Origin of the sequence: Actinomadura meyerae, assembly GCF_900188445.1 — a bacterium.
Taxonomy (GTDB): domain Bacteria; phylum Actinomycetota; class Actinomycetes; order Streptosporangiales; family Streptosporangiaceae; genus Spirillospora; species Spirillospora meyerae.
Window position 1 is genome coordinate 1 of record NZ_FZOR01000036.1, and the last position, 25,710, is coordinate 25,710.

General features: G+C 72.4%; 27 protein-coding genes and 1 pseudogene. 12 read left to right on the plus strand and 16 right to left on the minus strand.

What is annotated here, in order from left to right:
• Nucleotides 1-515 precede the first annotated feature (515 nt).
• A complete protein-coding gene (locus CHF16_RS41015) occupies nucleotides 516-1,001 on the minus strand; it encodes a hypothetical protein (RefSeq protein WP_218826896.1) in 486 nt (161 codons plus the stop codon).
• Between the two features lie 38 nt (nucleotides 1,002-1,039).
• Between CHF16_RS41015 and CHF16_RS29290 the strand changes: the two are divergent.
• Nucleotides 1,040-1,637: pseudogene (locus CHF16_RS29290) on the plus strand (MFS transporter); the annotation flags it as partial.
• A gap of 137 nt (nucleotides 1,638-1,774) precedes the next feature.
• On the opposite strand, the gene CHF16_RS29295 reads toward CHF16_RS29290, so the two are convergent.
• The 3 genes from CHF16_RS29295 to CHF16_RS29305 all read right to left on the minus strand — a co-directional run bounded on the left by CHF16_RS29295 (nucleotide 1,775) and on the right by CHF16_RS29305 (nucleotide 3,978).
• Entirely contained in the window at nucleotides 1,775-2,461 is a 687-nt protein-coding gene (locus CHF16_RS29295; RefSeq protein WP_089329379.1) for a hypothetical protein, read from the minus strand.
• A 132-nt stretch (nucleotides 2,462-2,593) separates the two neighbouring features.
• Nucleotides 2,594-3,103: a GNAT family N-acetyltransferase gene (locus CHF16_RS29300; RefSeq protein WP_089329380.1), complete on the minus strand. Its 510-nt coding sequence runs from the start codon at nucleotides 3,101-3,103 to the stop codon at nucleotides 2,594-2,596.
• A 2-nt stretch (nucleotides 3,104-3,105) separates the two neighbouring features.
• Nucleotides 3,106-3,978 (minus strand): SDR family NAD(P)-dependent oxidoreductase, encoded by an 873-nt coding sequence (locus CHF16_RS29305; protein ID WP_089329381.1) that lies wholly within the window; start codon nucleotides 3,976-3,978, stop codon nucleotides 3,106-3,108.
• A 77-nt stretch (nucleotides 3,979-4,055) separates the two neighbouring features.
• Here CHF16_RS29305 and CHF16_RS29310 point away from each other — a divergent pair, with 77 nt between their 5' ends.
• A complete protein-coding gene (locus tag CHF16_RS29310; RefSeq protein WP_089329382.1) occupies nucleotides 4,056-4,655 on the plus strand; it encodes a TetR family transcriptional regulator in 600 nt (199 codons plus the stop codon).
• Here the strand turns inward: CHF16_RS29310 and CHF16_RS29315 are convergent.
• From CHF16_RS29315 to CHF16_RS29330, 4 genes are read right to left on the minus strand one after another with little or no spacing between them, the layout of a single operon-like run.
• Nucleotides 4,621-5,118, minus strand: coding sequence for a GNAT family N-acetyltransferase (locus tag CHF16_RS29315; RefSeq protein WP_089329383.1), 498 nt, complete (start codon nucleotides 5,116-5,118; stop codon nucleotides 4,621-4,623). The genes CHF16_RS29310 and CHF16_RS29315 overlap by 35 nt on opposite strands.
• A complete protein-coding gene (locus CHF16_RS29320) occupies nucleotides 5,115-5,639 on the minus strand; it encodes a MerR family transcriptional regulator (protein WP_089329384.1) in 525 nt (174 codons plus the stop codon). The genes CHF16_RS29315 and CHF16_RS29320 overlap by 4 nt, the downstream gene beginning before the upstream one ends.
• A gap of 14 nt (nucleotides 5,640-5,653) precedes the next feature.
• Nucleotides 5,654-6,661 (minus strand): MDR family NADP-dependent oxidoreductase, encoded by a 1,008-nt coding sequence (locus CHF16_RS29325; protein ID WP_089329385.1) that lies wholly within the window; start codon nucleotides 6,659-6,661, stop codon nucleotides 5,654-5,656.
• Between the two features lie 56 nt (nucleotides 6,662-6,717).
• On the minus strand, nucleotides 6,718-8,136 hold the full coding sequence (locus CHF16_RS29330; protein WP_245869459.1) for an MFS transporter: 1,419 nt from the start codon (nucleotides 8,134-8,136) through the stop codon (nucleotides 6,718-6,720).
• 81 nt (nucleotides 8,137-8,217) lie between these two features.
• Here CHF16_RS29330 and CHF16_RS29335 point away from each other — a divergent pair, with 81 nt between their 5' ends.
• Together CHF16_RS29335 and CHF16_RS29340 are read left to right on the plus strand one after the other, a co-directional pair.
• Nucleotides 8,218-8,796, plus strand: a complete 579-nt coding sequence (locus CHF16_RS29335; RefSeq protein WP_089329386.1) for a TetR/AcrR family transcriptional regulator — start codon at nucleotides 8,218-8,220, stop codon at nucleotides 8,794-8,796.
• A 77-nt stretch (nucleotides 8,797-8,873) separates the two neighbouring features.
• Nucleotides 8,874-9,281 carry a phosphoribosyl-AMP cyclohydrolase gene (locus CHF16_RS29340; RefSeq protein ID WP_089329387.1) on the plus strand — a complete coding sequence of 136 codons (408 nt, stop codon included), beginning with the start codon at nucleotides 8,874-8,876 and terminating at the stop codon, nucleotides 9,279-9,281.
• Here the strand turns inward: CHF16_RS29340 and CHF16_RS29345 are convergent.
• Nucleotides 9,274-11,133 carry a cellulase family glycosylhydrolase gene (locus tag CHF16_RS29345; RefSeq protein WP_089329388.1) on the minus strand — a complete coding sequence of 620 codons (1,860 nt, stop codon included), beginning with the start codon at nucleotides 11,131-11,133 and terminating at the stop codon, nucleotides 9,274-9,276. The genes CHF16_RS29340 and CHF16_RS29345 overlap by 8 nt on opposite strands.
• Nucleotides 11,134-11,219: 86 nt before the next feature.
• On the opposite strand from CHF16_RS29345, the gene CHF16_RS29350 reads away from it, so the two are divergent.
• Nucleotides 11,220-11,864: a TetR/AcrR family transcriptional regulator gene (locus CHF16_RS29350; protein ID WP_179271756.1), complete on the plus strand. Its 645-nt coding sequence runs from the start codon at nucleotides 11,220-11,222 to the stop codon at nucleotides 11,862-11,864.
• A 137-nt stretch (nucleotides 11,865-12,001) separates the two neighbouring features.
• Nucleotides 12,002-12,817, plus strand: a complete 816-nt coding sequence (locus CHF16_RS29355; protein ID WP_089329390.1) for a transporter substrate-binding domain-containing protein — start codon at nucleotides 12,002-12,004, stop codon at nucleotides 12,815-12,817.
• 62 nt (nucleotides 12,818-12,879) lie between these two features.
• On the opposite strand, the gene CHF16_RS29360 is transcribed toward CHF16_RS29355, so the two are convergent.
• Both CHF16_RS29360 and CHF16_RS29365 read right to left on the minus strand, forming a co-directional pair.
• Nucleotides 12,880-13,623 carry a hypothetical protein gene (locus CHF16_RS29360; protein ID WP_089329391.1) on the minus strand — a complete coding sequence of 248 codons (744 nt, stop codon included), beginning with the start codon at nucleotides 13,621-13,623 and terminating at the stop codon, nucleotides 12,880-12,882.
• On the minus strand, nucleotides 13,620-14,249 hold the full coding sequence (locus tag CHF16_RS29365; RefSeq protein WP_245869461.1) for an RNA polymerase sigma factor: 630 nt from the start codon (nucleotides 14,247-14,249) through the stop codon (nucleotides 13,620-13,622). Before CHF16_RS29365 ends, CHF16_RS29360 begins: the two co-directional genes overlap by 4 nt.
• 117 nt (nucleotides 14,250-14,366) lie before the next feature.
• Here CHF16_RS29365 and CHF16_RS39715 point away from each other — a divergent pair, with 117 nt between their 5' ends.
• The 3 genes from CHF16_RS39715 (at nucleotide 14,367) to CHF16_RS29375 (ending at nucleotide 17,864) form a co-directional block, all read left to right on the plus strand.
• Nucleotides 14,367-14,888, plus strand: a complete 522-nt coding sequence (locus CHF16_RS39715; protein ID WP_143228164.1) for a hypothetical protein — start codon at nucleotides 14,367-14,369, stop codon at nucleotides 14,886-14,888.
• Nucleotides 14,889-14,890: 2 nt separating this feature from the next.
• The gene (locus CHF16_RS29370) at nucleotides 14,891-17,053 is read left to right on the plus strand and encodes a bifunctional polysaccharide deacetylase/glycosyltransferase family 2 protein (protein ID WP_245869463.1); all 2,163 of its coding nucleotides are present in this window, start codon (nucleotides 14,891-14,893) and stop codon (nucleotides 17,051-17,053) included.
• Nucleotides 17,054-17,255: 202 nt separating this feature from the next.
• Entirely contained in the window at nucleotides 17,256-17,864 is a 609-nt protein-coding gene (locus tag CHF16_RS29375) for a TenA family protein (protein WP_089329393.1), read from the plus strand.
• 9 nt (nucleotides 17,865-17,873) lie between these two features.
• Here the strand turns inward: CHF16_RS29375 and CHF16_RS29380 are convergent, their stop codons facing one another.
• Nucleotides 17,874-18,998, minus strand: a complete 1,125-nt coding sequence (locus tag CHF16_RS29380; protein ID WP_089329394.1) for an alkene reductase — start codon at nucleotides 18,996-18,998, stop codon at nucleotides 17,874-17,876.
• On the minus strand, nucleotides 18,995-19,387 hold the full coding sequence (locus CHF16_RS29385; protein WP_245869465.1) for a RidA family protein: 393 nt from the start codon (nucleotides 19,385-19,387) through the stop codon (nucleotides 18,995-18,997). Before CHF16_RS29385 ends, CHF16_RS29380 begins: the two co-directional genes overlap by 4 nt.
• Before the next feature lie 104 nt (nucleotides 19,388-19,491).
• Between CHF16_RS29385 and CHF16_RS29390 the strand changes: the two genes are divergently transcribed.
• Nucleotides 19,492-19,929, plus strand: coding sequence for a MarR family winged helix-turn-helix transcriptional regulator (locus tag CHF16_RS29390; RefSeq protein ID WP_089329396.1), 438 nt, complete (start codon nucleotides 19,492-19,494; stop codon nucleotides 19,927-19,929).
• A gap of 86 nt (nucleotides 19,930-20,015) precedes the next feature.
• On the opposite strand, the gene CHF16_RS29395 is transcribed toward CHF16_RS29390, so the two are convergent.
• The 3 genes from CHF16_RS29395 to CHF16_RS29405 are packed head-to-tail and all read right to left on the minus strand — an operon-like array spanning nucleotide 20,016 to nucleotide 23,590.
• On the minus strand, nucleotides 20,016-22,295 hold the full coding sequence (locus CHF16_RS29395; protein ID WP_089329397.1) for a heavy metal translocating P-type ATPase: 2,280 nt from the start codon (nucleotides 22,293-22,295) through the stop codon (nucleotides 20,016-20,018).
• Nucleotides 22,296-22,327: 32 nt separating this feature from the next.
• Nucleotides 22,328-23,323, minus strand: a complete 996-nt coding sequence (locus tag CHF16_RS29400) for a hypothetical protein (protein ID WP_089329458.1) — start codon at nucleotides 23,321-23,323, stop codon at nucleotides 22,328-22,330.
• A gap of 60 nt (nucleotides 23,324-23,383) precedes the next feature.
• The gene (locus CHF16_RS29405; RefSeq protein WP_089329398.1) at nucleotides 23,384-23,590 is read right to left on the minus strand and encodes a heavy-metal-associated domain-containing protein; all 207 of its coding nucleotides are present in this window, start codon (nucleotides 23,588-23,590) and stop codon (nucleotides 23,384-23,386) included.
• Nucleotides 23,591-23,789: 199 nt separating this feature from the next.
• Here CHF16_RS29405 and CHF16_RS29410 point away from each other — a divergent pair, with 199 nt between their 5' ends.
• Nucleotides 23,790-24,653, plus strand: a complete 864-nt coding sequence (locus CHF16_RS29410; protein WP_089329399.1) for an Fpg/Nei family DNA glycosylase — start codon at nucleotides 23,790-23,792, stop codon at nucleotides 24,651-24,653.
• A gap of 127 nt (nucleotides 24,654-24,780) precedes the next feature.
• Entirely contained in the window at nucleotides 24,781-25,656 is an 876-nt protein-coding gene (locus CHF16_RS29415; RefSeq protein WP_089329400.1) for an LURP-one-related/scramblase family protein, read from the plus strand.
• Nucleotides 25,657-25,710: the final 54 nt, after the last annotated feature.

Here is a 25,710-nt window from a genome sequence, read left to right on the forward strand (position 1 = left end):
CCCGCAACTGGCCCTGGGCCGACGCCTGGCGGCAGTTGTTCACCACCCTCCACGCCCCACCCGACAGCCGCTGACCTGCCGTTATCCACCGCCCGAGCGGGCCCGACCGGAACCGAACACGTGGAAAAGCTGGGCAGACCAGCCGATCACCCCTGCCCGCGGGCGGCCGACAACTCAACCGTCCTCCCGAAAAGACCGAGAGATCGACCTCGATACACCATCGGTGGATCGAGGCTAAGAGGCGCCCTCCGGGCGGTTCCTCGAGCATCCGCGCATGCCTGCACCGTCCAAGTCGCACCGTCGGCGCCGGCCCGGCATCGTGTACGGCGGCGCCCCACCCGTGCGCCCACTACTTGGCGGCCTCATCCCTGAGCCGACCCCCGAACCCGGTCGGCACCACACCAGACCAAGCCACGGCAAGCCCCGCCTGCGCCCCGGCCTGAAGCGCCGTTGCGGCCCCGAGCCATCGCCGTCCTACGGCAGTACGAGCGCACCCGAGAAGAAGGGGCCACGATCTAGCTCCGCGGTGCGAAGTCGGGTGCCGATTCACGTGAGCAGGACGACGTGCGCAGGCTGATCCTCATGATGATGGTACGTGCCGATGCTGGCCCATTCAGAGGGAGACGGCGGCCGGGGGCGTGCGGCAATGGGTGGGCTAAATCAACCTTCGGCGGGCAGGATGATGGCGGAAACTCGCGACAGATTTTCTGATATCGGCTGTTGGGTGGGATGCGCTTCCACTGAAGTTTCTCCACCCACAGGACGGAATCGATGTCCATGGCAGGCACCGCCACGTCGCCGCGCTCGTCGACGGCAGGCTGGGCGGCGGTGCTTTCGGTGACGATGGGGATCTTCTCGATCGTCACCACCGAGATCCTCCCGATCGGACTGCTGACCTCCATCGGCCCCGGCTTCACTGTGTCAGACGGAACGGCCGGGTTGATGATGACCATGCCCGGATGCTTGGCGGCGGTCGCGGCTCCGACGGTCACCATCGCCACGGCGCGGATCGACCGCCGGCCGAATGCTGTGCGCCTGCATGGTGCTGCTGGCGTCGGCGAACTTCCTCGCGGCCGCCGCGCCGGGCTACTGGGCGATGCTCGTGTCGCGCGTCCTGGTCGGAGTCGTCATCGGCGGCTTCTGGTCGGTCGGCGCGGGTCTGGCCGACCGGCTGGTGCCCGCGGGCTCGACGCGCCAGGCCACCGCGGTGATCTCCTCGGCCGTCCCGCTGGGGTCGGTGCTCGGTGTGCCGCTGGGGACGCCGGTCGGCGATCTGGCCGGGTGGCGGGCCAGTTTCGCGGTGATGGGCGTGCTGTCAACGGCGGTGCTCGCCGCCCTCGCCGTGCTGGTTCGCGCTGCTGACGACCTTTCTCGTCGTCCTGGCGCATTTCGCCGCCTACACGTACGTGACGCCCTCTCTGGAGCGGGTCACGCATGTGCCGTCGGAGCTCACGGTGTTCCTGCTGATCTACGGGCTCGCCGGAATACTCGGCAATTCCCTCGGGGGCGCGGCGGTCGCTCGTTATCCCTTCGCCGCCTTCGGTGTCGCCGGGGGGCTCATCGCGATCGCCACGCTGGCCTTTCCTCTTCTCGGCCGATGGGAGGCCGACGCCATCGCGCTGCTGATCGTGTGGGGCGTCGGCTACGGCGCAGTTCCGGTCTGCTCGCAGATGTCGTTCATCAAGTCCGCCCCGCGGGCCATGCCGGTTGAAGGCCGCGCGGAGAATCATTCGCCTGAACTGGGCTGGGCGAAGGCGGCCGATCGCGTGCCGGGTCAGGGCCAGGCGGGTGGGGGTGGGCCGAAGGCGCGGCGGCTGGCTCGGACGGTCAGGGATGCCATGGCGGCGTTGGCGCCGCCGCCGATCACGGCGCCGATGCCGAACGGGGCCACCCGGCCGAGGACGATGATCCCCTGCTTGGTCCCGAATTTGGTGATGAAGTTCTTCCCCAGGATCTTGTTGATCTGGCGCAGTGTCTCGACCGGTACCTTGGCGACGACCTGACGGCCCCAGTGCTGGCCCGTGCGCTCGGCGACCTTGGAGATGGTGGCGGAGCCGCCTCCGCCGAGCATGATGCCCATCACGATCGTCCGGCGCCGCTCGAGCTCGTCGATGGAGACTCCGTGGATCTCGGCGACCGAGAGCGCGAAGAGGGTGCTCAGCTCCAAGGTCGAGAACGTCTCGCCCGCCGACAGCGCCAGCGCGACTCCCGTGCCGACTCCGGGCGCGGCCGCGGTTCCGCCGACCGCGGCGCCCGCACCGGTCACAGCGCTGACGTACATCTTCTCCAGCGTGCGGATCACCTGTTCCGGTGTCGCCTCCGGATCGCGCTGGCGGGCCCGCGCGATGTTCCTGCGCACCAGGGGGCTCTGGATGTCGATCGCCTTGTCCAGGAGCTCGAGGACTCGCTGCCCGCGTCCGGCCGCTTCCGGAACCAGTTCGCCGGGGGCATCTGTCGTCATGCCTTGAACTCCTCGGGTCCGCCATGTCCTGACCGCCCCACTCAAGCAGGCGAGCGAATCTTGCGGTGTGGAAATCCGGACGGAGAAAGGCCGAAGTCGGCCAGTCATTTCTGACCGGGAATCGTCAGCTCTCTACGAGGCGGGGTTCTGCTGGCCGTAGATGAGGGCGGGGGAGTTCTTGTAGTCGGTTTCGCGGAGGAGGCGGTGGCCGATGCGTTCGGCCACCGAGATGGAGCGCTTGTTCCCCGGACGGATGACCGAGATGACCTCGTCGGCCCTCAGGTCGGTGAAGCAGTAGGCGATGGCGGCGCGGGCCGCTTCGGTGGCGTAGCCCTTGCCCCAGTGCGGGCGGGCCAGGCACCAGCCCACGCCCAGACCCGGGAAACCGTGCGGCTGCCAGGGGCCTGCGCGTCCTATGAATCGGCCCGTGGCGCGTTCGATCACGGCCCAGTGGGAGTAGCCGCGGATTTCTCGGTGCCCTATGAACAGGGCCAGGCTGCGCCAGGCGTCGGCGGGTGTGCGGCCGATCGGGTCGGCCAGGCCGTCCGCCACTTCGGGGTCGGCCATCATCGCGGCGTAGTCGTCGAAGTCGTCTCCGGTGAGGGGGCGGAGGGTCAGGCGTTCCGTTTCCAGGACGGTCATGATCACAGTGTGCGCGGGCTCTGGAGGGTGAGGCCCGAGAGTTGCTCGCAGAGGCGCTGGACGGCCTCGGCGGTCTGTTCGTCGCGGGCTCCGGGCGGCCAGGGCACGCGCTGGAGTCTCGCGTTGACGTAGATGTCGGTGACGCCGTCCAGGGTGGGGCTCGCGGCCAGGTGGACGCTTGAGCGTGCCGCCTTTGCCAAGTCGTTCAGCAGGCGAGGGCCGAAGAAACGGATGAGCGGGGCCACGGGCCGGTAGGCGTAGGGGAATGCGCTGATCGCCGTGGCCTTGTTGCCCGGCGTGTAGGCGTGGCCGGGGTAGGCGACATTGACGGTGATGTCGTCGGGGGCTAGGTAGTCGGCCATCCTGCGGCTTACGGCCATCAGTGCTGTCTTTGCGTGGTTGTACTGGGAGAACGTCCAGCCCAGGTACTTCTTCTCGCCCTGGAGATTGGCGACGTCCAGGGGCTTGCCCGGGAACCCGCCGGTCAGGTTGACGACGCGCGCCCCTTGCGTGGCGCGCAACTGCGGCAGGAGTCGGCACGTCAACGCGTAGGGCGCCAGGACGTTGAGGGCGAAGGTCCTTTCCACGCCATCTTCGGTGAGGGCGCGGGACGGGCTCATGCCGCCGGCGTTGTTCACCAGGACGTGCAGGTGGCTGTGCCGGTCCGCGATCTCGTCGGCCAGGCGGCGCACGCCGTTCAAGGTGGTGAGGTCGCCGGTGCAGGCGGTCGCTCCGATCTCGGCGGCGGCCGCCTCGGCCCGTCCGGCGTCGCGCCCGATGAGGATGACGCGGGCGCCGAGGCGTGCGAGTTCCCGCGCGGTCTCCTTGCCGATCCCGCCCGTACTGCCGGTCACCAGGGCGGTCTTACCGCTCATCGGTTGCATGACGCCTCCTGTCATGTGTGGCACTTAGTGCCATACACGCTAACAGGTGCCAGAAGTATCCTCCATGCGTGAGCGGTGGAGAGCGGGCGGGGCTGCGGGAGCGGACGCGGCGGGCGGTTCGGGCGGAGCTGTCCGCGCTGGCGGTCGAGCTGTTCCTGGAGCGCGGCTACGAAAGAACGACGGTTGAGGACATCGCGACGGCGGCGGGGATGTCGCGGCGCAGCTTCTTCCGCTACTTCCCGTCCAAGGAGGACGTGGTCTTCGGCGAGGCCGGTGACGTCGCCGAACGGGTCGCCGACGCGATCCGCGATCGTCCCGGCGAGGAGGCGCCATGGGCGTGCCTGCGTGCGGTGCTGCGCGAATGGCAGGACGCGATCCACACGGTCGACCTGCGGACGCTCCGGCTGATCGAGGAGGCGCCCGCACTCCGGGCGCGGCTGCACGCCGAGCGTGACCGGATGCGCGAGCTGGTCAGCGCCGCGTTGCGGGAGCATCCCGGCGGAGTCGACGCCTTCACCGCCGACCTCCTCACCGGAGCGGCGGCCGCCGCCCTGGACGCCGCCGACCGGGAGTGGCTCCGCAGCGGCGGCACGGCCGACCGCGCCGCCCTGCTCGACCGCGCGTTCGGTGTGCTCAGCCTGCCGGGTGAGGGGCGTCCAGGTCCTTGACGTAGCGGTGGACGGGGACGTTGACGGTGCCGGACGCGGTCGGGGCTTGGTAGGTCATGAGGCCGGTGTCGCGCCAGCCGTGGAACTCGTAGAAGCGGCGGGCGCGCGTGTTGCCGGGGACCACCGCGAGCCACGTCTGTGTATGCCTGCCCTGGAAGCGGTCTTCCGCGGCTTGTAGCAGCGCGCCGCCCACGCCCCGGCCTCGGGCCGACTCGTCGACGGCGAGCTGGATGACCTCGCCGTCATCGTCGCCGAGGATGATCAGGCCGAGGATCCCGTCGGTGGGATCGGCCGCGACGAGCGTGGAGCCCGCGTACTTCTCGATGTGGGACGCGAAGTGGTCGGGGCCGCGCGCGTCCATCAGCGCTGCGGGGACGTGGCCGGTGTGGCCGTCGAGCCACGCCGCTCGCCACAGCGGTGCGAGCACCGGCAGGTCGGCGGGTTCGGCCGGTCGGACGATCATCGGGTCACCTTTCTCGGGCGGTGCGGCTCGGACGGTGCGGCTCGGACGGTGCGGCTCGGACGGTGCGGCTCGGACGGTGCGGCTCGGACGGTGCGGCTCGGACGGTGCGGCTCGGGCGGTGCCGGGTGTGCGGCGCCGGGGTCGGTGTCGCGAGGTGGGACGCCTATCTCGGCGGCCAGGCGGTTGCGGAGGGCGAGCAGGCGGGTGATCTCGGTGTCGAGGGCGGCGAGGCGGCGTCGGGCGGTGCCGCCGGTGCTCTGCGCGCAGGCGGGGCCGTCGTAGGGCGGGAGTTCGTCGCCGTCCAGGAGGTGGAGCCGGTCGGCGCAGCCGCGGACATCCTCGATGGTGAGACCCAGGGACAGCAGCCGGCGGATGGTCCGGACGCGGGCGACGTCGGCCGGGTCGTACCGGCGCTGCCCGCTGGACGTGCGCGCCGGCGGCGGCAGCAGGCCGCGCTGCTCGTAGAAGCGCAGCGCCCGCGGGGTCGTCCCGGCCGCCGCGGCGGCGTCGCCGATCCGCATGGGTCCCCCTCCGGCTACGGTTCCACGATGACGGCGCCCAGGTGCTGTCCGGCGATCAGATCGTGCAACGCCCGCGGGGCGTTGTCGATGCCCGTGACGCGTGCGTGCGGGAAGGTGACGTCGCCCGAGCGCAGCCAGTCGCCGAAGTGCTTCGCCCACGGGACGTCGGCGTCGAGTCCGGCGAAACCGCGCATCTCGACGCTCTTGGCGATCAGCTGGAACGTGTCGATCTCGACAGGGGCGGTGGTGCCGGTCAGGTTCGGTGCGAGCTGCCCGGCCAGGGTGCCCACCAGGACGAAGCGCGCGCCCGGCCGGGCGGCGGCGATCGCGGCCCGCAACTGCTCTCCGCCGACGTTGTCCACCAGGACGTCGATGCCCTCCGGTGCTGCGTCCGCCAGTTGTGCCGAGATGGGGCGTTCGCCGCGGACCAGGGCCGCGTCGTAGCCCAGTTCGCGCAGCATGCGGTCGGCCTTGTCCCGGGAGCCGGTGCTGCCGATCACGCGGCCCGCGCCGAGGCGCCGGGCGAACTGACCGGTCAGCGAACCGACCCCGCCGGAGCCGCCGGACACGAACACCGTGTCGCCGGGGCGGAGCCGCGCGTCCCTTGTCAGTGACGCGTACGCGACGCCCGCCTGGCCGAGGTGGGCGGCCGGGTCGGGGAGCGTGTCGTCCAGCGGCGTGCACTCGGCGGCCGGCATGACGGCGTGCTCGCGCCAGCCGAGCCAGTGCCGCACCAGGTCGCCGGGGTGCAGGCCGGAGCCGGGCGGCGCCGCGACGACCTCGCCGACCGCCGCGCCGAACAGCGCGTCGCCCGGACGCAGTGGCGGGAAGGGGGTGCCCTCCACGCCGCCGCCGATCAGGGTGCGCAGCGAGGGAAAGACCTGGAAGAAGCGGTTGCGGACGAGCACCTCGCCTTCGCCGGGCGCCGGGACGGGCTCCCGGACGACGGCGAAGTGCTCCGGCCCCGGCAGCCCGTCCGGCACGGCGGCGAGACGGACGATCCGGGACTTGTAGGACGGCATCGGACACTCCTCAAGGGTGAGGTTCCGGGCGCGGCACCCGGAAGCGCGCCGTGACGCTATTCGCTGACCCGCACGTCAGGGTCAAGCCCCGCGGGACGCTCGGGCGGGGTCGCCGGGCGCTTGGGCGGGGTCAGGGCGGCGGCCGCCAGGGCGGCGACGGCGGCGGCGATCGCGGCCAGGACGAAGCCGTCGGTGAAGCCGTCGAGGGTGTCGCCGGTGAGGCTCGCGGCGGCGACGCTGGAGATCACCGCGGCGCCGATGGACGCGCCGAACTCGTGGAACGTGCTGACGATGCCGGACGCGATGCCGGATTCGTGCGGTGCCACCTGCCCCAGCGTGGTCGCCGACGCGACGACGAACATCGCGCCCGTGCCGGCGCCCGCCACCGCCGTGCCGATCACGACCGACACCGGGTTCAGGGACAGGACGGGCAGCGCCATGCCCAGCGCGGCGGTGAGCAGGCCGATCACGGCCGGGCGGCGGGCGCCGGCGGTGGCGATCGTCCGGCCGGTGACGTTGGCGCCGGCCATCGTCGCGACGGCCACCGGCAGGAACAGCAGGCCGGTGCGCAGGGCGCCGTAGTCCTCCGCGTGCTGGAAGTAGAACGTGCCGAGGAAGAACACCGCGATCATCAGGGCGGTCGCCATCAGGATCAGGAAGGTGCCGGTCGCGACCGGCCGCCTGACGAGGAGCGCGAGGTCCATCATCGGCGAGCGCGCGGTCCGCTGCCGGACGACGAACGCCAGGTAGCCGAGCGCGGCGAGCAGGACCAGCACGCCGGTCGCGGCGGTGAGCCAGCCGCCGTCGCCGGCGCGGATGAGCGCGTAGATCAGCGAGCCGGACGAGGCCGTGACCAGGACCGCGCCGAGCACGTCCAGCCGGGGCCGGGGCGCGGTGACCGGCTGGGACGGCAGCATGCGCGCCAGCGCCGCGATGATCACCACGCCGATGGGGACGTTGACGAAGAAGACCCACGCCCAGCCGGGGCCCGCGGTCAGCGCCCCGCCGAGCAGGACGCCCAGCGCGGCGCCGCCACCGCCGAGCGCCGACCAGATGCCGAGCGCCCGGTTCCGCTCGTCGCCGTCGAACAGGCCGACCACCAGGGAGAGCGCGGAGGGGGAGAGCAGCGCGGCGCCGAGCCCCTGCGCGACGCGTCCGCCGATCAGGACCTCGGCCGATCCGGCTAGGCCGGTGGTGAGGGACGCGGCGGTGAAGACCAGGAGCCCGACGAGGACGACGCGCTTGGCGCCGATGAGGTCGGCGGTCCGGCCGCCGAGGAGCATCAGCCCGCCGAACGTGAGCGTGTAGGCGCTGACCGTCCAGGTCACGGCCTGGCGGCTCAGGCCCAGGTCGGCCTCCATGTGCGGCAGCGCGATGGCCACGACGGTGACGTCCAGGATCAGCATGAGCTGGGCCACACCCAGAAACCCCAGGATGCGCCAGCGCAGCGGGTGCGCCGATGTCTGCTCTTGCACCGTGTCCTCCTTAAGTCGTACACCTTCATACGATTTCTTGGAGAGTAACACGTACTGCGGTGTACGAGTTAGGATGCGGGCATGCCCACCGCCTCCTCCGGCCGCCGCCGGCGCGCGGACGCCGAGCGCAGCATCGCCCGCATCGTGTCCGCGGCCCGCAAGTGCCTGAGCGCCGACCCGAACGCGAGCATCGACGACATCGCCGCGGCCGCCGGCGTCGGCCGGATGACGCTCTACGGCCACTTCCGCAACCGGCGCGAACTGGTCGAGGCCGCCCTCACCGACGCGCTCCGCGCCGGTGAGGAGGTGCTGTCGGACGTCGATCTCGACGGGCCCGCGCGGGACGTGCTGGGCCGCCTGCTCGAATCGAGCTGGGCGCTCGTGGCCGAGTCGACCGCGCTGCTGGCGGCGGCCCAGGGCGTCCTCCCCGCCGGACGCATCCGGGAGATGCACGCCGGGCCCGCGAAGCGCGTCGAGGGGCTGGTCCGCCGAGGCCAGGACGAGGGCGCCTTCCGCACCGACATGCCGCTCGAATGGCTGGTCAACGTCGTGCAGTACGTCCTGCACGGGGCCGCGGAGGAGACCCGCGCCGGCCGGTTGCGGCCCGAGGAGACCGGCCGGGTCGTGATCGCGACCGTCCAGTCCATCCTGGCCGCGTAGCGGCGACCGGCGGCGGGCGGGACGCCGGGCGAGTGTCATGGGGCGCGGCCGGACGGTCCGGCGGGCAGGATGGCGGGGTGAACGAACTCGAAGAAGGCACCCGGCTGACCCTGGACTTCGACAAGCTCGCCGGCGTCGCGGCGACCGGGGCGCGCGTCGTGCCCGTCGTCCTGCAGGACGCGTCGAGCGGCGACGTCCTGTTCATCGGCTACGCGAACGACCAGGCGCTCAAGGCCACGCTGGACGAGCGGATCGCCGTGCTGTGGTCGACGTCCCGCAACGAGCTGTGGCGCAAGGGCGCGACCTCCGGGGACGTCCTGGAACTGGTCGACGTCCGCGTCAACTGCGAGCAGAACTCCCTGCTGTACCTGGTCAACCGGACGACGGGCGGGGCCTGCCACACCAAGGACGCGTCCGGCGAGGCCCGGCCGACCTGCTACTACCGTTCGGTCACCGACACCGAGACCCTCCGCCACCTCAGCTAGCGGCGGGGAACTCCTCCGTCAGCCACGTGGACAGGGCGGTGCGGGTGGCGTCGAGCTGCGCTTCGGTGGGCCGGGTGCCGGTCGCGGTATTGACCACCAGAGCGAAGTGGGCGGCGCCGTCCTGCGCGGTGATCCGCAGTTTCCGGGCCGTCGCGGACCCGGTTTCGGTGACGGCCGCGACCGGGCCCGACGCCGGGACGCCGTTGAGCACCGCCAGGTCGCTGACAACGGCCGTGCCGGACGGCGCGAAGGAGTTCGGCAGGTGCAGTTCGGTGGGCGCGCCGGCGCCCGACGAGCGCCACACGAGAATGCCGTACTGGCGGCCCTGGAGAAGGGCGGAAAGGGACGGCATCGAGGACGGGACGGTCAGCCACGCCTTCTCCTGGCCCGCGCCGCCGTAGCCGGAGCGCGCCAGGTCCTCGAAGGCGAACGCCAGGGTGTCGCCATTGACGGCCGACGGGTAGAGCCGGTCGAGGACGCGCCGGTCCAGCCGGAGCGCGACGTTTCCCGCGCCGTCGGTGGCGACCACGGAGTGGTCCTCGTCGTTCCAGCCGTCGCCTTCGGTCTGCACCTTGTCGGGATTGCCGTTCATCAGCTCGTGGTGCCGACCGCTGTAGATGTCCCAGTGCCATTGCATGGACGACAGCACCTGCCCGCCGGACGCGGGGGCGCTCCACCAGTTCCTGCCGGGAACGCCGTAGTCCATCGCCTGGTACATGGCGCGGACCATCCACGGGGTGCGGCCGTCCGACATCCTGTTGCCGAATTCCGAGACCAGCGGCGCGGTGCCGAGGTCGGCGGCGCGCCGCCGGATCTCGTTCATCGCGGCGTCGTAGGTGCCGTCGGACGCGGCGGTCGGGTCGAGCGTCATGCGCGCCCCGTCGTAGTAGTGGCTGTTGAACACCGCCCGGGTGCCGAGCCGCCCGACGGTCGTCATCCCGCCCTGCTCGAAGAAGCCGGTGTTCCAGAAGACGAGCGGCTCGGCGAAGACCGGTTTGCCCGCCCATCCGGCCTCGTCCATGGCGGTGCGGACGCGTTCGTAGAACGGCATCAGGACGTTCTTCTCCCAATCCGTGCCGTTCTTGCCGTCGAGCCCGCCGTCGAAGGGCTCGTTGAACGCGTCGAGGCCGAGGATGTCGTCGAACGCCGCCCGGGGGAGCTTCTGCTTGAGGTAGGCCATGGTCGCCTTGGCCTGGGCGATGTAGGCGTCCTGGACACCGATCTGACCGGCCGGAGTGGTGAGCACGCGGTTGCGCCAGAAGTCGTAGGCGGCCTTGCGCACGGCGGTGTTCGTCTGCATGTTCTGGCCCCACAGGAGGCAGATCCCGCACGACTCCTTCGGGTAGCCGCCCGCGTCGATCACCCATTTCGGCGCGCCGTCCCCGGTGTACCAGCTCCCGGGATTGAACAGGTGCGACGAGTAGAGGTCCTGGTGGTAGTCCAGCAGGACGCGGATGCCCCGGTCGGTGAACGCCCTGATCTGCGCGATCGCCCGGTCGAGATAGGCGTGGTCGATCCGGTCGGGGGCCGGTTGGACGCCCTCCCAGCTGATCAGGAAGCGCACCGCGTTTGCGCCGGTCAGGTCGCGCATCGCCTGCGCCGACTTCGCGGCGTCGGCGGTGCTGCGGAACGGCAGGAGGCCGTTCTCGTAGAGCTTCGTGCTGCCCGAGACGTTGAAGCCGCGCAGCGTGACCTCGCGGCCCGCGGCGTCCCGCAGCACCCAGTTCCGCTGCTGCGGGGAGACGACGACGTCCGCGTGCGCCGGAGCCGCGCCGACGGTCACCGCGCCCGCGGTGGCGATCACCGCCGCGGCCAGCGCGGTGCGGAGGGGACGGGCGGACGAAACGCGCATCGCTGCCATGGCGGGGCCTTTCCCGGGGGCTGTTGATCAGCAGTGTGCAAGAACCCTCTTGCATGCGCAAGAACTATCTTGCAGGCGTGCCCTCCACCACGCGCGACCGCGTCCTCGACGCCGCCCTGGAGCTGATCCAGCGGCACGGGTTCGGCGGCACCGCGGTCACCGACATCGAGGAGCTCGCGGGGCTCTCCCCCGGCAGCGGCAGCTTCTACCGGCACTTCCGCTCGAAGGAGGAGGTGTTCCGCGCCGTCCTGGAACGCGAGCTGGACCGGGCCCGGCGGTACCGGGAGGAGTTCGAGCGCGGCCCCGTGGACGACGATCCGCGCGCCGCGCTGGCCCGCCGGCTCGTCCAGCAGCTCGATTACCTGGCCCGGGTCCGGCCGCTGATCAATCTGCTGGCACGGGAGCACGGCCGGTTCCCCGAGGTGACGCGCCGGATCCGCAGCGTCCTGGTCGACCAGGGCATCGCCGAGGAGGCCGGGCACCTGGCCCGCGACCTGCCGGACGGGGACGGCCGCGACGACCCGCACGCCCTGCTCGCGGTCGTGGTGTCCGCGCTGACCGGGTACGAGCTGTCCCGCGGCTTCTTCGGCCGCCCGCCGGCGGACGTCGCCCCCGAGAGGTTCGCCGCCGCCCTCGCCGCGCTCGTCACCGGCCCCCCGGACCGCGACCCCCCGAAACGCGACACGCCGGAACGCGACACACCGGACTCCCGCACGCGCTAGCGTGCCGGGACCGGATGCGGTCACGGGCTGGAGCCGCCACCGATCGGCTGCGACGTTTGATCCGGATGTGCCCCGCGCTCCGCCGGGGCGGACCGCGCTGACGAGTCGGGGGTCCGGAACATGCGGCGACTGGGATCATGCGGCGACTGATCGCGGCCGGGACGGCGGCGGCCGCGTCGGCGTGCGCCGCGCTCGGCGGGTGCGGCGGCGCCGAGACGGCGTCCATCGTCGCCAAGGACACGCTGGTGGCGGGCGTCCGGCCGGACCTGCCCGGCATCGGGTTCAGGCGCCCCGACGGGGAGTTCGAGGGCCTGGACGTCGACGTGTCCCGCTACCTCGCCCGGCGCCTGGGCAAGCGGGTCCGGTTCGAGCCGGCGCTGGCGCGCGACCGCGAGCGCCTGCTCCGCGAGGGCGGCGTCGACATGGTCCTGACGTTCTGGCTGGAGCCCGAGTGGCAGCAGCGCCTCGCGTTCGCCGGGCCGTACCTGCTGTCGTACCAGGACATCCTCGTCCGGGACGGGGAGAAGACCGTGCGGGGCGTGCGGGACCTCGCGGGGCGCAGGATCTGCGCGGTCACCGGGTCGGGTGCCGCCGAGGCCGTGACCGTGGAGCGGGAGGTGCCGGCGGTGCCGGTCGCGGCGCGCTCCTACGCCGACTGCATGGCCATGCTGCGGGACGGCCGGATCGACGCGATCACGACGAACGACACGATCCTGGCCGGGCTGAAGACCCGGCAGGGCGCCGGGTTCCGGCTGCTGAACTCCCGGTTCGGCGAGCGGCGCACGGGCATCGCGATCCGCAAGGGCGACCCCGACGGGTGCGAGGCCCTCAACCGGGCCATCACCCGGATGTACCAGGACGGGACGATGGGCCGGCTCATGGGCAAGTGGTTCGGCACGTCCGGCCTGAAGCTGTCGGACCTGGAGGTCCCCCAGTTCGAAGGCTGCTTCTGAGCGACTGACCGCCTGACCGACTGCCGACTGGCCGACGGGGCGGTCAGTCGGAATCGTCGCGGTCAGTCGGAATCGTCGTCGTCGTCCTCGTCGGGGGCTTCGACCACCGAAGTGCCCTTGTCGCCGCCCTGGTCCTGGCCGTTGGCGGGGGTGCCGCCCGGCTTCTCACCGTTGCCGTTCCCGTTGCCCTGGCCGTTCCCGTTGCCGTTCCCGTTCCCGTTGTTGCTGCCGGGGCCGCGCGGCGGCGAACTGGTGCTGTTCGGATTCGGGCTCTGGGTCGAGTTGCCCGGCGAGGACGGCCTGCCGTGGTCCTGACCCCGTCCGGACGCGGAGGCCCCGGGCGTCGGCGGCGACGACGAGGCCGCTCCCGCCGACGCGCCCGAGGTCGAGGGCGACGGGCTGGGCAGCGCGGACGGCGAGTACTGCGTCCCGGGCGTGCTGTCGTGGCCGTCGCCCTCCTGCTCCTGGTGCGTCGGGGACGGCGCGGGCGCGGGCTCCATGCCGGGGAGGTTCCCGGTCGCCCACGCGACGCCGCCCGTCAGCGCCAGCAGCGTGCCGCCGACGAGCGCGATCACCTTGGCGGTCAGGAACCGGCGCAGTACCGCCAGGCGGGTGCGGCGGACCGCCGCGGGCGCGGACCGGAAGGCGGCGACGGCGGCGTCCTCGCCCGCGAGCTCCGCCGGGCGGGCCGGTGCCGCGGCCGCCGCGAGCACGGAGCGCAGGGCGGAATGCCCGTCGGCGGCACCGGCGAGCAGGCGCTCGGCGGTGCGCTGATCGAGCTGCCCGGCCTCGGTGTGGTCGCTCATGACACCCCTTCAGCGCCGGTACCGCCGCTTTTGTCACCCCGGACCAGGGGCAGTTCGGCGCCCGTGTCCGACGGCCGTTCGGCGCCGGTGTCCGACAGCCGGTCGGCGAGGCGGCGCAGGCCGCGGTAGGCCGCAGTGCGGACGGCGCCCGAGCGCTTGCCGAGGACCCTGCCCGCCGACTTGGCGTCCAGGCCGACGACGACGCGCAGCAGCACCGCCTCGGCCTGGTCGCGGGGGAGTTCGGAGATCAGCCGGAGTGCCTCCTCGGTGGCGATGCCGTCCAGTGCGTCGAGTTCGGTGTCCCCGTCCGCGGCCATCGTGACCAGTTCCTCGGCGGGCAGGTCAGAGGCGGGGCGGCGGGACTTGCGGCGCAGGTGGTCGAGCGCGCGGTGCCGGGTGATCGTCGCGGTCCAGCCGCGGAAGCCGTCGAGATCGCCGCGGAACGAGCGCAGGTCGCGGGCGATCTGCAGCCACGCCTCCGACGTCACGTCCTCGGCGTCCGCGCCGACGATCGCGCCCGCGAACCTGATCAGGCGCGGCTGGACGTCGCGGTAGAGCATGCGGAAGGACTCCTCGTCGCCGTCCTGCGCCGCCCGGAGCGCACGACCGAGTTCCTCCTCGCCCACCGCGCCATTGTGCAGAAAATCTCATCGTGGTGTGACAAGTACGCGGGGGTCGGCGCTGAACGGATGACTCCCGCGCCGCCGGGACGTCCACCCCCCGCCCGCGAATGATGGACGACAATGAACGGCAACAGCCCGCAGAACCGGGATGAACTCCTAGTAACCGGCATCCCGTCGGTCGCGGACCCGCCGCCGGAGCCTCGGGCCGACCCCGGCACCGAGACGAAACCGTTAACCGCCGCGGAGCCCGTCTTCGTGGACGCGTCCGGATGGCGGACGCGCCTCGGGCGGCGGCTGGGCCTGCTCACCGGCGCGCTCCTCATCGTGTTCCTCGGCGCGCTGGGCCTCGGCATGACGACGGGGACCGATGTGCCGCTGACGCCGTGGAGCGAGCCGTCCCCGCACCCGCGCGTGCAGGTGAGCCATCCTCCCAAGGCCAAGCCGACCCCGACCAAGAGAACCGCACCGCCCAGTACCGGGCCGACGCCCACGAGCCGGGTCGCGGCACCTGCCGCCCCTGCGACGCCCAGGGCGTCGTCCACGCCGACGACCGCTCCGGGGAGGGCCGCGTCCACGAGCAATCCGGGCAGGTCCACGGCGCAACCGCCGGCATGGGGGCGCAACAAGAAGAAGAACCCCTGACCGTGCGACGCGGCGAACCGCGAGGCCACTGGGTCCTGCTGCTGCTCGGCGGGCTGGCCCTCTCCGTGCTCCTCCTGCTGGACGGCTTCGCGAACGGCGCCGTGGGCGAGGCGCCCAGGGACGAGCCGGCGCACCCCGCGCCGGCCCCCTCCCGGGCTCTCACCGGCGGTCCCGTACTGAACCTCGCGGACGCCACGCCGCGCAGCCGCAGCATGCCGCCGAAGACGATCGCGCTGACGTTCGACGACGGCCCCGACCCCGTGTGGACACCGCGGATCCTGGACGTCCTGCGCCGCCACGACGCCCGCGCCACGTTCTTCACGGTCGGTTCGCGCGTCGCCGAGAACCCGGCGCTGACCCGCCGCATTCTCCGCGAGGGCCACGAGATCGGCTCGCACACGTACACGCACGCCGATCTCGCCACCGCGCCCGCGTGGCGCGGGCGCCTGGAGTTGGACCTCACGCAGCGGGCGCTGGCGGGCGCAGCGGGCGTCCACACCCGGCTGATGCGGATGCCGTACTCGTCCCGCCCGGACGGGCTGACCGCGCCGGAGTGGCGGGCGGCCCGGCGTGCGGGCGAGGACGGGTACATCGTCGTCCTCACCGACCGCGACACCGAGGACTGGGCGCGGCCCGGCACCGGCGCGATCGTCCGGACGGCGCTCGCGGCGGAGCGGCGCGGCGAGGGCGCGGTGGTGATGCTGCACGACTCGGGCGGCGACCGGGCCGACACCGTCGCGGCCGTCGAGCGGATCCTCGACCGGCTCCAGCCGGAGGGATACCGCTTCACGACGGTCACCGAGGCGCTCGGCATGCCCTCGGCGGAGGTCGCCGTCCCGGCGTACGAGAAGGCCGCCGGCTGGACGCTGGTCGTCGCCCAGCGCGCGGCGTCCGCGCTCACCGGGACGATGGGCGCCGTGTTCGCCGCCGCCGGGCTCCTCTACGTGCTGCGGCTGCTCCTGCTGCTGGTGTTCGCGCACGTCCACATGCGCCGCGTCCGCCGACCCGGCCCGCCCGCGCCGCCGGACTTCGGGGAGCCGGGGGAGCTGCCGCCCGATCCGTTCCCGCCCGTGTCGGTGGTCGTCCCCGCCTACAACGAGGAGGCGGGGATCGCGGCGACGGTCGCGTCCCTCCTCGACACCGACTATCCCGGCGGCGTCGAGGTGATCGTGGTGGACGACGGCTCCTCCGACCGCACCGCCGCGATCGTCGAGGAGCTCGGCCTGCCCGGCGTCCACCTGATCCGCAAGGCGAACGGCGGCAAGCCGAGCGCGCTCAACGCCGGGCTGTTCGTGGCCAGGGCCGACATCCTGGTGCTCGTGGACGGCGACACCGTCTTCCAGCGCGACACCCTCCGGCACCTCGTCGCGCCGTTCACGGACCAGAGGGTGGGGGCGGTCAGCGGCAACACCAAGGTCGCCAACCGGGGCGGAGTCCTCGGCCGCTGGCAGCACATCGAGTACGTCATCGGCTTCAACCTCGACCGGCGCATGTTCGACGTCCTGCAATGCATGCCGACGGTGCCCGGCGCGATCGGTGCCTTCCGGAGGCGGGTCCTGGCCGAGGTGGGGTGCGTACCGGACGACACCCTGGCCGAGGACACCGACCTCACCATGGCGATATGCCGCACCGGCGCGCGTGTGGTCTACGAGGAGAAGGCCATCGCCTGGACGGAGGCCCCGTCGTCCCTCCGGCAGTTGTGGAAGCAGCGCTACCGCTGGTGCTACGGGACGATGCAGGCGATGTGGAAGCACCGCCGCTCCCTCATCGAACGCGGCGGCTCGGGACGCTTCGGCCGCCGTTGCCTTCCCTACCTGACGGTGTTCCAGGTGCTGCTTCCGCTGTTCGCACCCGCCGTGGACCTGTTCGCCCTGTTCGGCATGGTCTTCCTGGACCCGACCCTGCCCGTCCTCACCTGGACGGCGTTCGTCGCCGCGCAGGCGGCCGCCGGTGCGTACGCCCTGTGGCTGGACGGTGAGTCCATCCGCCCGCTGTGGGCGCTGCCGCTCCAGCAGTTCGTCTACCGGCAGCTCATGTACCTGGTGGTCGTCCAGTCCGTGGTCACCGCGCTGCTGGGGTCGCGCCTTGGCTGGCAGACGATCAGGCGCACCGGGACCTTCTCGGGGGGCCGGGAACAATCCTGGGGACCCGTCGGTTACACCTGATGGCCGATGTGCCTGGTGTCCCCGGGCCTCACCTATTGCCTTCACGGAATACCGTTCGGCTGGAGCCGTGTTGTGCCTTTCGCCGAGAGGCGACCCGTACATCGGCCGCACGACCAGGACCCCGCCGGGTTTCGATCCGGCGGGGTCTGGTCATGTCCGGGCCAAATCCGGGTCAGGCGGGGGCTGGGGCAGACTGGCGGCCATGAGTCTCGCCGCGCATCTGGAAGAACTCGGCCGCCCCCTGGTGGAGGAACAGCTCAAGCACCCCACCGTGGCGGGCATCGCCCAAGGGAACCTTGACGAGGCCGTATTCCGCTCCTGGCTCGAACAGGACTACCTCTACCTGCACGACTACGTGCGCGTGTTCTCCCGTCTCGCCTGGCAGGCCCCCGACGCCCACCTGGGCGACCTCGTGGACCTCGCCTACTCGACCTTCCACGACGAGATGGAGCTGCACCGCTCCCTCTCGGCCGAGTTCGACGCCGACCTGGACGGCGCCGAGAAGGGCCCGGCCTGCGTCGCCTACACCTCGTTCCTGCTGGAGAGCGCCGCCGTCTACGACGAGGGCCTCGCCGCGCTGTACCCGTGCATGTGGGGCTACTCCACGCTCGGACGGCGGCTCGCCGAGAACCCGCCGTCGGAGCCGCGCTACCGCCGCTGGGTCGACACCTACGCCGACCCCGCGTTCGCGGAGCTGACCGCCCGCATCGCGCAGATGATCGACGAGTGCGGCGCCGACACCGGGACGGCAGAGCGCTTCTTCCTGGAGGGCATGCGCCACGAGCTCGCCTTCTGGGACGTCCCGCTGTAGGACCCCCGACTACACCCTTTCAGCCGTCTGCGCTGTTTGCGCGGGTGTGGCGGAGTGCGCGGTGGTGAGGGCCGGGTAGTCGACGTAGCCCTCACCGCCGCCGCCGTAGACCAGCTCGGGGACGTGCCGGTTGAGCGGCGCGTCCGCGGCGAAGCGGGCCGGCAGGTCGGGGTTGGAGATGAACAGCCGCCCGAAGGAGAACAGGTCGGCGAGCCCCTCCGCCACGACCCGCTCCCCGGCCTGCCGCGTCGTCGGCTCCGGCCCGTTGAAGTTCCCGATCAGGGTGCCCGACCAGCGCGGCCGCAGGTCGGCCAGCGCCTCGTAGGCGCCCCGCTCGATCACGTGGAGGTAGGCGAGCCCGAGCGGGTCGAGGGCGTCGACCAGCGCCCGGTAGGTGCCCTGCGGGTCCTCCTCGGCGATCTCGTTCTCCGGGTTGTCCGGGGAGATGCGCAGGCCGACCCGCTCGGGGCCCACCTCGGCGGCCACGGCCTCCACCACGTCCAGGGCGAACCGCAACCGCCCCTCGCGCGAGCCGCCGAAGCGGTCGGTGCGCCGGTTGGTGTTCTCGGCCAGGAACTGCTGGATGAGGTAGCCGTTCGCGCCGTGCACCTCCACGCCGTCGAACCCGGCGCGGATCGCGTTGCGGGCCGCCGCCGCGAAGCAGGCGACCGCCTCCTCCGCCTCGGCGGTGGTCATGGGGCGCGGCGTGACGTGCTCGACGTCGCCCGCGGACGTGAAGATCTGCTCGTTCTCGATGCGGACGGCCGAGGGTGCGACCGGCGTGGCACGGTCCGGCAGGTTGAGCGGGTGCGTCATCCGTCCCACATGCCAGAGCTGGGCGTAGATCGTCCCGCCCGCGGCGTGGACGGCCGCGGTGACCTCGCGCCACCCGGCGACCTGCGCGTCCGTGACCAGGCCGGGGATGCCGGGCCCGCCCTTGCCGAGGACGTGCGGCCACAGCCCCTCGGTGACGATGAGCCCGGCCGTCGCGCGCTGCGCGTAGTAGGTGGCGGTCAGCGGATGCGGGACGCCGGTCGCGTCGTCCGCGCGCCCGCGCGTCATGGGCGCCATCACGATCCGGTTGGGCAGCGCGAGGTGCGGGCCCTCGTAGGGGGTCAGCAGCGTGCCGGTCATCGCGCCGTCCTCTCGATCGCGACGGCCTCGACCTCGATCCGCCAGTCGGGCTGCGCCAGGGAGCTCACTTCGAGGAGCGTGTCGGCGGGGTAGGGCTCGCTGAGGAACTCCTCGCGGAGCCGGATGACGCCGTCGAGGTCGGCCGCCATGTCCCGGACGAAGATGCCGATCTTCACGACGTCGGTCAGGTCGGCCCCCGCGGCCTCCAGTACCCGCTGGACGTTCTGGAACGCCCGGCGCCCCTGCTCCATGAAGCCGCCGGGGACCGTCCGCCCCTGCTCGTCGATGCCGGCCTGCCCGGACACGTAGATGAACCCGCCGGCCCGGATCGCCTGCGAGATCCGGTACGGCTCGTACCAGTCGGGGGTGGTGGCGACGCGTTCGATCACGGTGACCTCCTCCTTTGCTATTTGCATGTACATGCATGTTTTGTATGTACATGCAGATATTCGCATTGCATGTAAGCTGGTGTCAACCAGGAAGCGGGTGCGGGATGAGCGTGGACGAGAAGGCCCCGGTCACGGCGGACGGGCAGCTCTGGGACGGTGTGGTGACCCTCCACGGACGCGTCGAGCACCGGCTCGCCAAGGCCCTGCAGAGCCGGCACGGCATCGGCCTGTCGGAGTTCCGGGCGCTGTGCCGCCTGTCCCGCGCCGCCGACGGCGAGCTGCGCATGCAGGAGCTGGCCGACCTCATCGGCCTCAACCAGAGCTCCGTCAGCCGCCTCGTCGCCCGGCTGGAGGCCGCCGGCCTCACGCGCCGCGACATGTGCCCCAAGGACCGCCGCGGCGTCTACACCGTCATCACCGACGAGGGCCGCGACGTCCACCGGGACGCCGCCCCCACCTACGCGGAGACCCTCACCGCGGCCCTCGACGACGCCGCGGACGACCCGGCGCTCGCGCAGCTCCTGGCCGTCCTGCGCCCCTGACCTCTGAAGACGCCGAAGCGCGCGACCCCGGGAAAGGGCCGCGCGCTTCAACATCGCGCTTCAGCATCGCGCCTCGGCTCCGCGCCTCAGCCGGCCGACGGCGCGGCGGTCTCGCGGGCGCCGGTCAGCGGCTTGAACCGGCGCAGGCGGAGGCTGTTGCTGACCACGAACACCGAGGAGAACGCCATCGCGCCGCCCGCGATCATCGGGGTGAGCAGGCCGGTCGCCGCGAGCGGCAGCGCCGCCACGTTGTAGGCGAACGCCCAGAACAGGTTCCCCTTGATCGTGCCGAGCGTGCGCCGCGACAGCCGGATCGCGTCGGCGGCGGCCCGCAGGTCGCCCCGGACGAGGGTCAGGTCGGACGCCTCGATCGCCACGTCCGTCCCGGTGCCCATCGCGAGCCCGAGGTCGGCCTGGGCGAGCGCGGCGGCGTCGTTGACCCCGTCGCCGACCATCGCCACCGTCCGGCCCTCCGACTGGAGCCGCTTGACGACGTCCACCTTGTCCTGCGGCAGGACCTCGGCGATGACCTCCCCGATCCCGACGGCGTCCGCGACCGTGCGGGCCACGGTCTCGTTGTCGCCGGTCAGCAGGACCGGACGCAGCCCGAGCGCCGTGAGCTGCTGGATCGCCTCCCGCGAGGTCGGCTTGACCTGGTCGGCGACCGTGATGACCGCGCGGGCCGCGCCGTCCCAGCCGACCGCGACGGCGGTGCGGCCGAGCGCCTGCGCCTCCGCCATCGCGCGCTCCAACTCGGGCGTGAGGTCCTGCGACCACTCGGCGAGCAGCCGCGGGCGTCCCGCGAGGACGCCGTGGCCGTCCACCACGCCCTGGACGCCGAGGCCCTCGACGTTGGCGAAGTCCTCGACCGCGCCCAGCTCGCCGACCCGGTCGGCGGCGCCGCGCGCGATCGCCTGCGCGATCGGGTGCTCGGACGCGTTCTCGAGCGCCCCCGCCAGCCGGAGCACGTCCTCCTCCGCGACGCCCTCGGCCGTGACGACGTCGACCAGGGCCATCTTCCCGGTGGTGACCGTGCCGGTCTTGTCCAGGACGACGGTGTCGACGGCGCGGGTGGACTCCAGCACCTCCGGGCCCTTGATCAGGATGCCGAGCTGCGCGCCGCGCCCCGTCCCGACCATGAGGGCGGTCGGGGTGGCGAGGCCGAGCGCGCACGGGCAGGCGATGATCAGCACGGCCACCGCGGCGGTGAACGCGCCGGCCAGCGGTTCGCCGGTGCCGATCCAGAAGCCGAGCGTGCCGACGGCGAGCGCGATCACGATCGGGACGAAGATCCCGGAGATCCGGTCGGCGAGCCGCTGCACCTGCGCCTTGCCGGTCTGCGCCTCCTCCACGAGCCGCGCCATCTGCGCGAGCTGGGTGTCGCCGCCGACCCGGGTCGCGCGGACGAGCAGCCGGCCGCCCGCGTTCACCGTCGCGCCGACCACCGCGTCGCCCGGCCCGACCTCGACCGGGACGGACTCGCCGGTCAGCATGGACGCGTCCACGGCGGACGAGCCCTCCTCGACCGTCCCGTCCGTCGCGATCTTCTCGCCGGGGCGGACGACGAACACGTCCCCGACCGCGAGGTCGGCGACCGGGATCCGCTCCTCGCGGCCGCCCCGGACGACCGAGACCTCCTTGGCGCCCAGCTCCAGCAGGGCGCGCAGCGCGGCCCCGGCGCGGCGCTTGGACCGCGTCTCGAAGTAGCGTCCGGCCAGGATGAACATGGTCACGCCGGCCGCGGCCTCGAGGTAGATGTTCATCGACCCGTCCGAGCGGGTCATCGAGAACTCGAAGCCGTGCTTGATCCCGATCTCGCCGGCGGTGCCGAAGAACAGCGCCCACAGCGACCAGCCGAACGCGGCGATCGTGCCGAGCGAGATCAGCGTGTCCATGGTCGCCGCGCCGTGCCGCAGGTTGATCGCCGCGGCCCGGTGGAACGGCCAGCCCGCGTACACCACGACGGGCGCGGCGAGCGTCAGCGACAGCCACTGCCACCCGTCGAACTGCAGCGCGGGGACCATCGCCATCGCGATGACCGGAACCGACAGCACGACCGAGGTGATCAGCCGCTGGCGCAGCGGGCGGAGGCCGTCGTCCGGCTCCGGCTCGTCCCCGCCCTCGGTGCCGCCCTCCGGCGAGGCGGGCAGCTCGGCGCTGTAGCCGGCCTTCTCGACGGTGGCGATCAGCTCGTCCGGGGACACCCCCGGCGCGAACTCGACGCTGGCCTTCTCGGTGGCGTAGTTGACCGTCGCGGTCACGCCGTCCATCTTGTTGAGCTTCTTCTCGATGCGGTTGGCGCACGACGCGCACGTCATCCCGCCGATCGCCAGCTCGATACGCGCGGACTCGGTGTCCGTGCTCATCGCTCCTCCTCTGCCTCGATCGAGTGGGACGCTCAGTGCGTGTGCGGCGTCTCGTCGTGCCCCTGCCCCGGCTTGCCGGAGGGCTCATGCCCCGGCTTCCCGGAGGGCTCGCCGGACGGCTGCCCGGCGGGGACGGCGGCGTCGCCGGCGTGGACGGTGAACTCCGCCGTGCGGACCTTGCCGCCGTGCTTGAAGTCCAGGTAGAGACGGTATGCGCCGCCGCTGGGCGCCTCGGCGAAGAACGTGATGCCGGGGCCCGGCGCCGTCTTCCCGTCGCCCGGCGCACCGTCCGGGTGGACGTGGAGGTAGGCGAGGTCGCCCTGCCGCAGCGCGACCAGGTGGCCGTACGCCTCCAGGTACGACTCCAGGTCGGTGACCGGTTTGCCGTCCTTGCTCACTGTAAGGGTGAGTTCGGTGGACTTGCCGGGCGTGAGGCCGCCGGTGAGCGCGACCTCGTAGCCGTCGACCTTCGCGACGCGCACGGGCTCCGGCAGCGGCGCGGGCCGCAGGTCGCCCGGCGCGAAGACGTCCGTGCCCAGGGTGAGCTGGCGCGACGCGCCGTCCGGCTGGATGTCGGTGAAGAACCGGTACACGCCGGGCTCGGGCAGCTCGATCGGGACGCTCCACACCCCGCCCCCGACCTCGGTCGGGTGCAGGTGCTGGAAGCCGGACAGGTCGCGCTGGGCGACGATCAGGTGCAGCCGCTTGCCGTGCAGGGGCTTGAAGCCGGTGACCGGCCGGCCGTCCGGCCCGTTGATCGTGAACCGGAAGTCGGTCTTCTCGCCCGGGGCCACCGTGGTCGTGCGCGGGGCCAGCGTGTAGCCGTCCTCGGAGACCTGGAGGCCGCCCGGGGCGTGCGACGCGCCGCCGCCGTCCCCGCCGTGGTCCCCTCCGTGGCCGCCGCCCTCATGGGACGCCATCTCCGCGGTGCCGCCGACGGGCCCGACCGCCTTGCCGACTCCGGCGGCACCGCCGAAGACGACGGCGAGGCCCAGGGCGTACGCGCCGACCTTGGTCGCGCTGTTCATGCCGATCCACTCCACTCGCTGTCCGTCCGGGCGCGCCCCCGGGAAGGGGGCGCGCACCGGTCATGCCTGCAGCTGGTATCCGGCCTCTTCGACGGCGTCCTTGACCTGGGCGACGTCGAGGGGGGCCTCGCTGGTGACGGTGACCTTGCCGGTCGGGAGGTCGACGTCGACGGCGGTGACGCCGGCGATCTGCTCGACCTCCTCGGTGACCGAGCTCACGCAGTGGCCGCAGGTCATTCCGGTGACGGTGTAGGTGGCGGTGCTCATCGGCGTCTCCTTTGCTTTCCGGGCGCTTACCCCTAGGGGGTATCTTCCGAGCCTCATGCTGCCATAACGTTCACCCCGTGGCAACCGGTACCCCCTATGGGTTATTTCGAGATCCCGGTCACAGGCGCTCCCCAGGGTTTTCCACAGGTATCCACAGCCCTGTGGACGAACCTCCGGCCGGGTCGCCGATACTGAGGTCATGCCTGAGCTACCAGAGGTGGAGGCGCTGGCGGGGTTCCTGCGCGAGCGCGCGGTCGGCCACGCCGTCGCCCGCGTCGATGTTCTCGCCATCTCGGCGCTGAAGACCTACGACCCGCCGGTGACGGCGCTGGGCGGGCTGACCGTCACCGGCGCGTCCCGGCACGGCAAGTTCCTCGACCTGGACGTCGACGGGCTGCACCTCGTCATCCACCTCGCCCGCGCGGGCTGGCTGCGCTGGCGGGACGAGATCCCCGCCAAACCCGTCCGGCCGGGCGGCAAGAACCCCCTCGCCCTGCGCGTCCACCTCGACGACGGCTCGGGCTTCGACCTCACCGAGGCGGGCACGAAGAAGGGCCTCGCGGTCTACGTCGTCCGCGACCCGTCGGACGTGCCGGGCGTCGCCACGCTCGGCCCCGACCCCCTCGACGACGCCTTCACGCCCGAGGCCCTCGCCGCGATCGTGGGCGGCAAGCGCACCCAGATCAAGGGCCTGCTGCGCGACCAGAAGGTGATCGCCGGCATCGGCAACGCCTACTCCGACGAGGTGCTGCACGCGGCGAAGATGTCCCCCTTCAAGCTCGCCGCCGCGCTGACCGGGGAGGACGTCGCCGTCCTGCACGAGGCGATCGTCACCACCCTCCGGGACGCCGTGGAGCGCTCGCGCGGCCTGGAGGCGCAGGACCTCAAGGGCGAGAAGAAGACCGGCCTGCGGGTGCACGGCAAGGCCGGCCAGAAATGCCCGGTGTGCGGTGACACGATCCGCGAGGTGTCGTTCGCCGACTCGGCGCTCCAGTACTGCCCGACCTGCCAGACCGGAGGCAAGCCGCTGGCCGACCGCCGGATGTCGCGCCTGCTGAAGTGAAACCACCGGGGGGCAATCCGCCGGGGGGCAATCCGCCGGGGGAATCCGGCGACCCGGCCCGGACGCGGCCCCGCGCGGGCGTATCGTGTCGCGAGAACCCCGGTGATCGTCTCGTGCAGGAGCCGTCATGGGATACCCCCCACCCCCACCCGCCGGTCCAGGCGGCCCCGGCTACGGTCCACCGCATCCGGGCTATGGCCCTCCCCAGCCGGGCCACGCCCCGGCTCCGCCCGCACAGCCCGCCCAGCCCTACGCGCCGCAGCCCGGGTACGGATATCCACCGCAGCAGGGCGGCTACCCGCCCCAGCAGGCCGGGTACCCGCCCCAGCAGGCGCCTTACGCGCCACCCCAGCAGGGCGGCTACCCGCCGCAGCAGCCGCAGGTCCCCCAGCAGCAGGGGTTCCCCGACCTGTACGGCGCGCCGATCCTCGTCTACGACCAGCCGGCGCAGTTCTTCTCGACCGAGGCGAACTACACGATCTGGAGCCCGCAGGGGCAGCCCGCGGCCTACGTCCGGGAAGAGGGCGTGAGCGGTGCGAAGAAGGCGTTCCGCGTCCTCAACCAGGCGAGCCAGACCAAGGCCGAGCGGAAGCTGACGATCTACCGCCCCGACGGGATGCCGTACTTCCTCTTCTACAAGCCCTACGGCTTCATGGGCACGCCCCAGATGCAGGTGCTCACCCCGCAGGGCGGTCTCATCGGGCACCTGCGCAAGCGGGCGCTGCGCGGCTGGGAGATCCTGACCGCGCAGGAGCGCCAGATCGGCTACTACGAGCTGCTGAGCGGGCGGATCACCGACTGGCAGCAGCAGGAGCTGGCCCGCATGCAGCGCGGCTTCGACGGCTACGGCGAGTTCCTGTCGCAGATGTTCACCGGCGCCGACCGCTACGTCCTGCAGATGCACGTCCAGCCGCCCGAGCCGATGCGCACCCTGATCCTGGCCTGCCCCCTGGCCTTCGACACCGCCGTCTCCCAGAACCGCAGCATCGGCGGCTGGATCTAGCCGCATCGGATGGAGCCGCATCGGATGGAGCCGCATCGGATCCGGCCGCATCGG

What these genes read in the sequence shown, in the direction of transcription:
- CHF16_RS29295 (WP_089329379.1), bottom strand. Translation starts at nt 2,461, where the DNA reads ATGACGACAGATGCCCCCGGCGAACTGGTTCCGGAAGCGGCCGGACGC.
- CHF16_RS29300 (WP_089329380.1), bottom strand. Translation starts at nt 3,103, where the DNA reads ATGACCGTCCTGGAAACGGAACGCCTGACCCTCCGCCCCCTCACCGGA.
- CHF16_RS29305 (WP_089329381.1), bottom strand. Translation starts at nt 3,978, where the DNA reads ATGAGCGGTAAGACCGCCCTGGTGACCGGCAGTACGGGCGGGATCGGC.
- CHF16_RS29315 (WP_089329383.1), bottom strand. Translation starts at nt 5,118, where the DNA reads ATGATCGTCCGACCGGCCGAACCCGCCGACCTGCCGGTGCTCGCACCG.
- CHF16_RS29320 (WP_089329384.1), bottom strand. Translation starts at nt 5,639, where the DNA reads ATGCGGATCGGCGACGCCGCCGCGGCGGCCGGGACGACCCCGCGGGCG.
- CHF16_RS29325 (WP_089329385.1), bottom strand. Translation starts at nt 6,661, where the DNA reads ATGCCGTCCTACAAGTCCCGGATCGTCCGTCTCGCCGCCGTGCCGGAC.
- CHF16_RS29335 (WP_089329386.1), top strand. Translation starts at nt 8,218, where the DNA reads ATGCCCACCGCCTCCTCCGGCCGCCGCCGGCGCGCGGACGCCGAGCGC.
- CHF16_RS29345 (WP_089329388.1), bottom strand. Translation starts at nt 11,133, where the DNA reads ATGCGCGTTTCGTCCGCCCGTCCCCTCCGCACCGCGCTGGCCGCGGCG.
- CHF16_RS29355 (WP_089329390.1), top strand. Translation starts at nt 12,002, where the DNA reads ATGCGGCGACTGATCGCGGCCGGGACGGCGGCGGCCGCGTCGGCGTGC.
- CHF16_RS29360 (WP_089329391.1), bottom strand. Translation starts at nt 13,623, where the DNA reads ATGAGCGACCACACCGAGGCCGGGCAGCTCGATCAGCGCACCGCCGAG.
- CHF16_RS39715 (WP_143228164.1), top strand. Translation starts at nt 14,367, where the DNA reads ATGAACGGCAACAGCCCGCAGAACCGGGATGAACTCCTAGTAACCGGC.
- CHF16_RS29375 (WP_089329393.1), top strand. Translation starts at nt 17,256, where the DNA reads ATGAGTCTCGCCGCGCATCTGGAAGAACTCGGCCGCCCCCTGGTGGAG.
- CHF16_RS29380 (WP_089329394.1), bottom strand. Translation starts at nt 18,998, where the DNA reads ATGACCGGCACGCTGCTGACCCCCTACGAGGGCCCGCACCTCGCGCTG.
- CHF16_RS29390 (WP_089329396.1), top strand. Translation starts at nt 19,492, where the DNA reads ATGAGCGTGGACGAGAAGGCCCCGGTCACGGCGGACGGGCAGCTCTGG.
- CHF16_RS29395 (WP_089329397.1), bottom strand. Translation starts at nt 22,295, where the DNA reads ATGAGCACGGACACCGAGTCCGCGCGTATCGAGCTGGCGATCGGCGGG.
- CHF16_RS29400 (WP_089329458.1), bottom strand. Translation starts at nt 23,323, where the DNA reads ATGAACAGCGCGACCAAGGTCGGCGCGTACGCCCTGGGCCTCGCCGTC.
- CHF16_RS29405 (WP_089329398.1), bottom strand. Translation starts at nt 23,590, where the DNA reads ATGAGCACCGCCACCTACACCGTCACCGGAATGACCTGCGGCCACTGC.
- CHF16_RS29410 (WP_089329399.1), top strand. Translation starts at nt 23,790, where the DNA reads ATGCCTGAGCTACCAGAGGTGGAGGCGCTGGCGGGGTTCCTGCGCGAG.
- CHF16_RS29415 (WP_089329400.1), top strand. Translation starts at nt 24,781, where the DNA reads ATGGGATACCCCCCACCCCCACCCGCCGGTCCAGGCGGCCCCGGCTAC.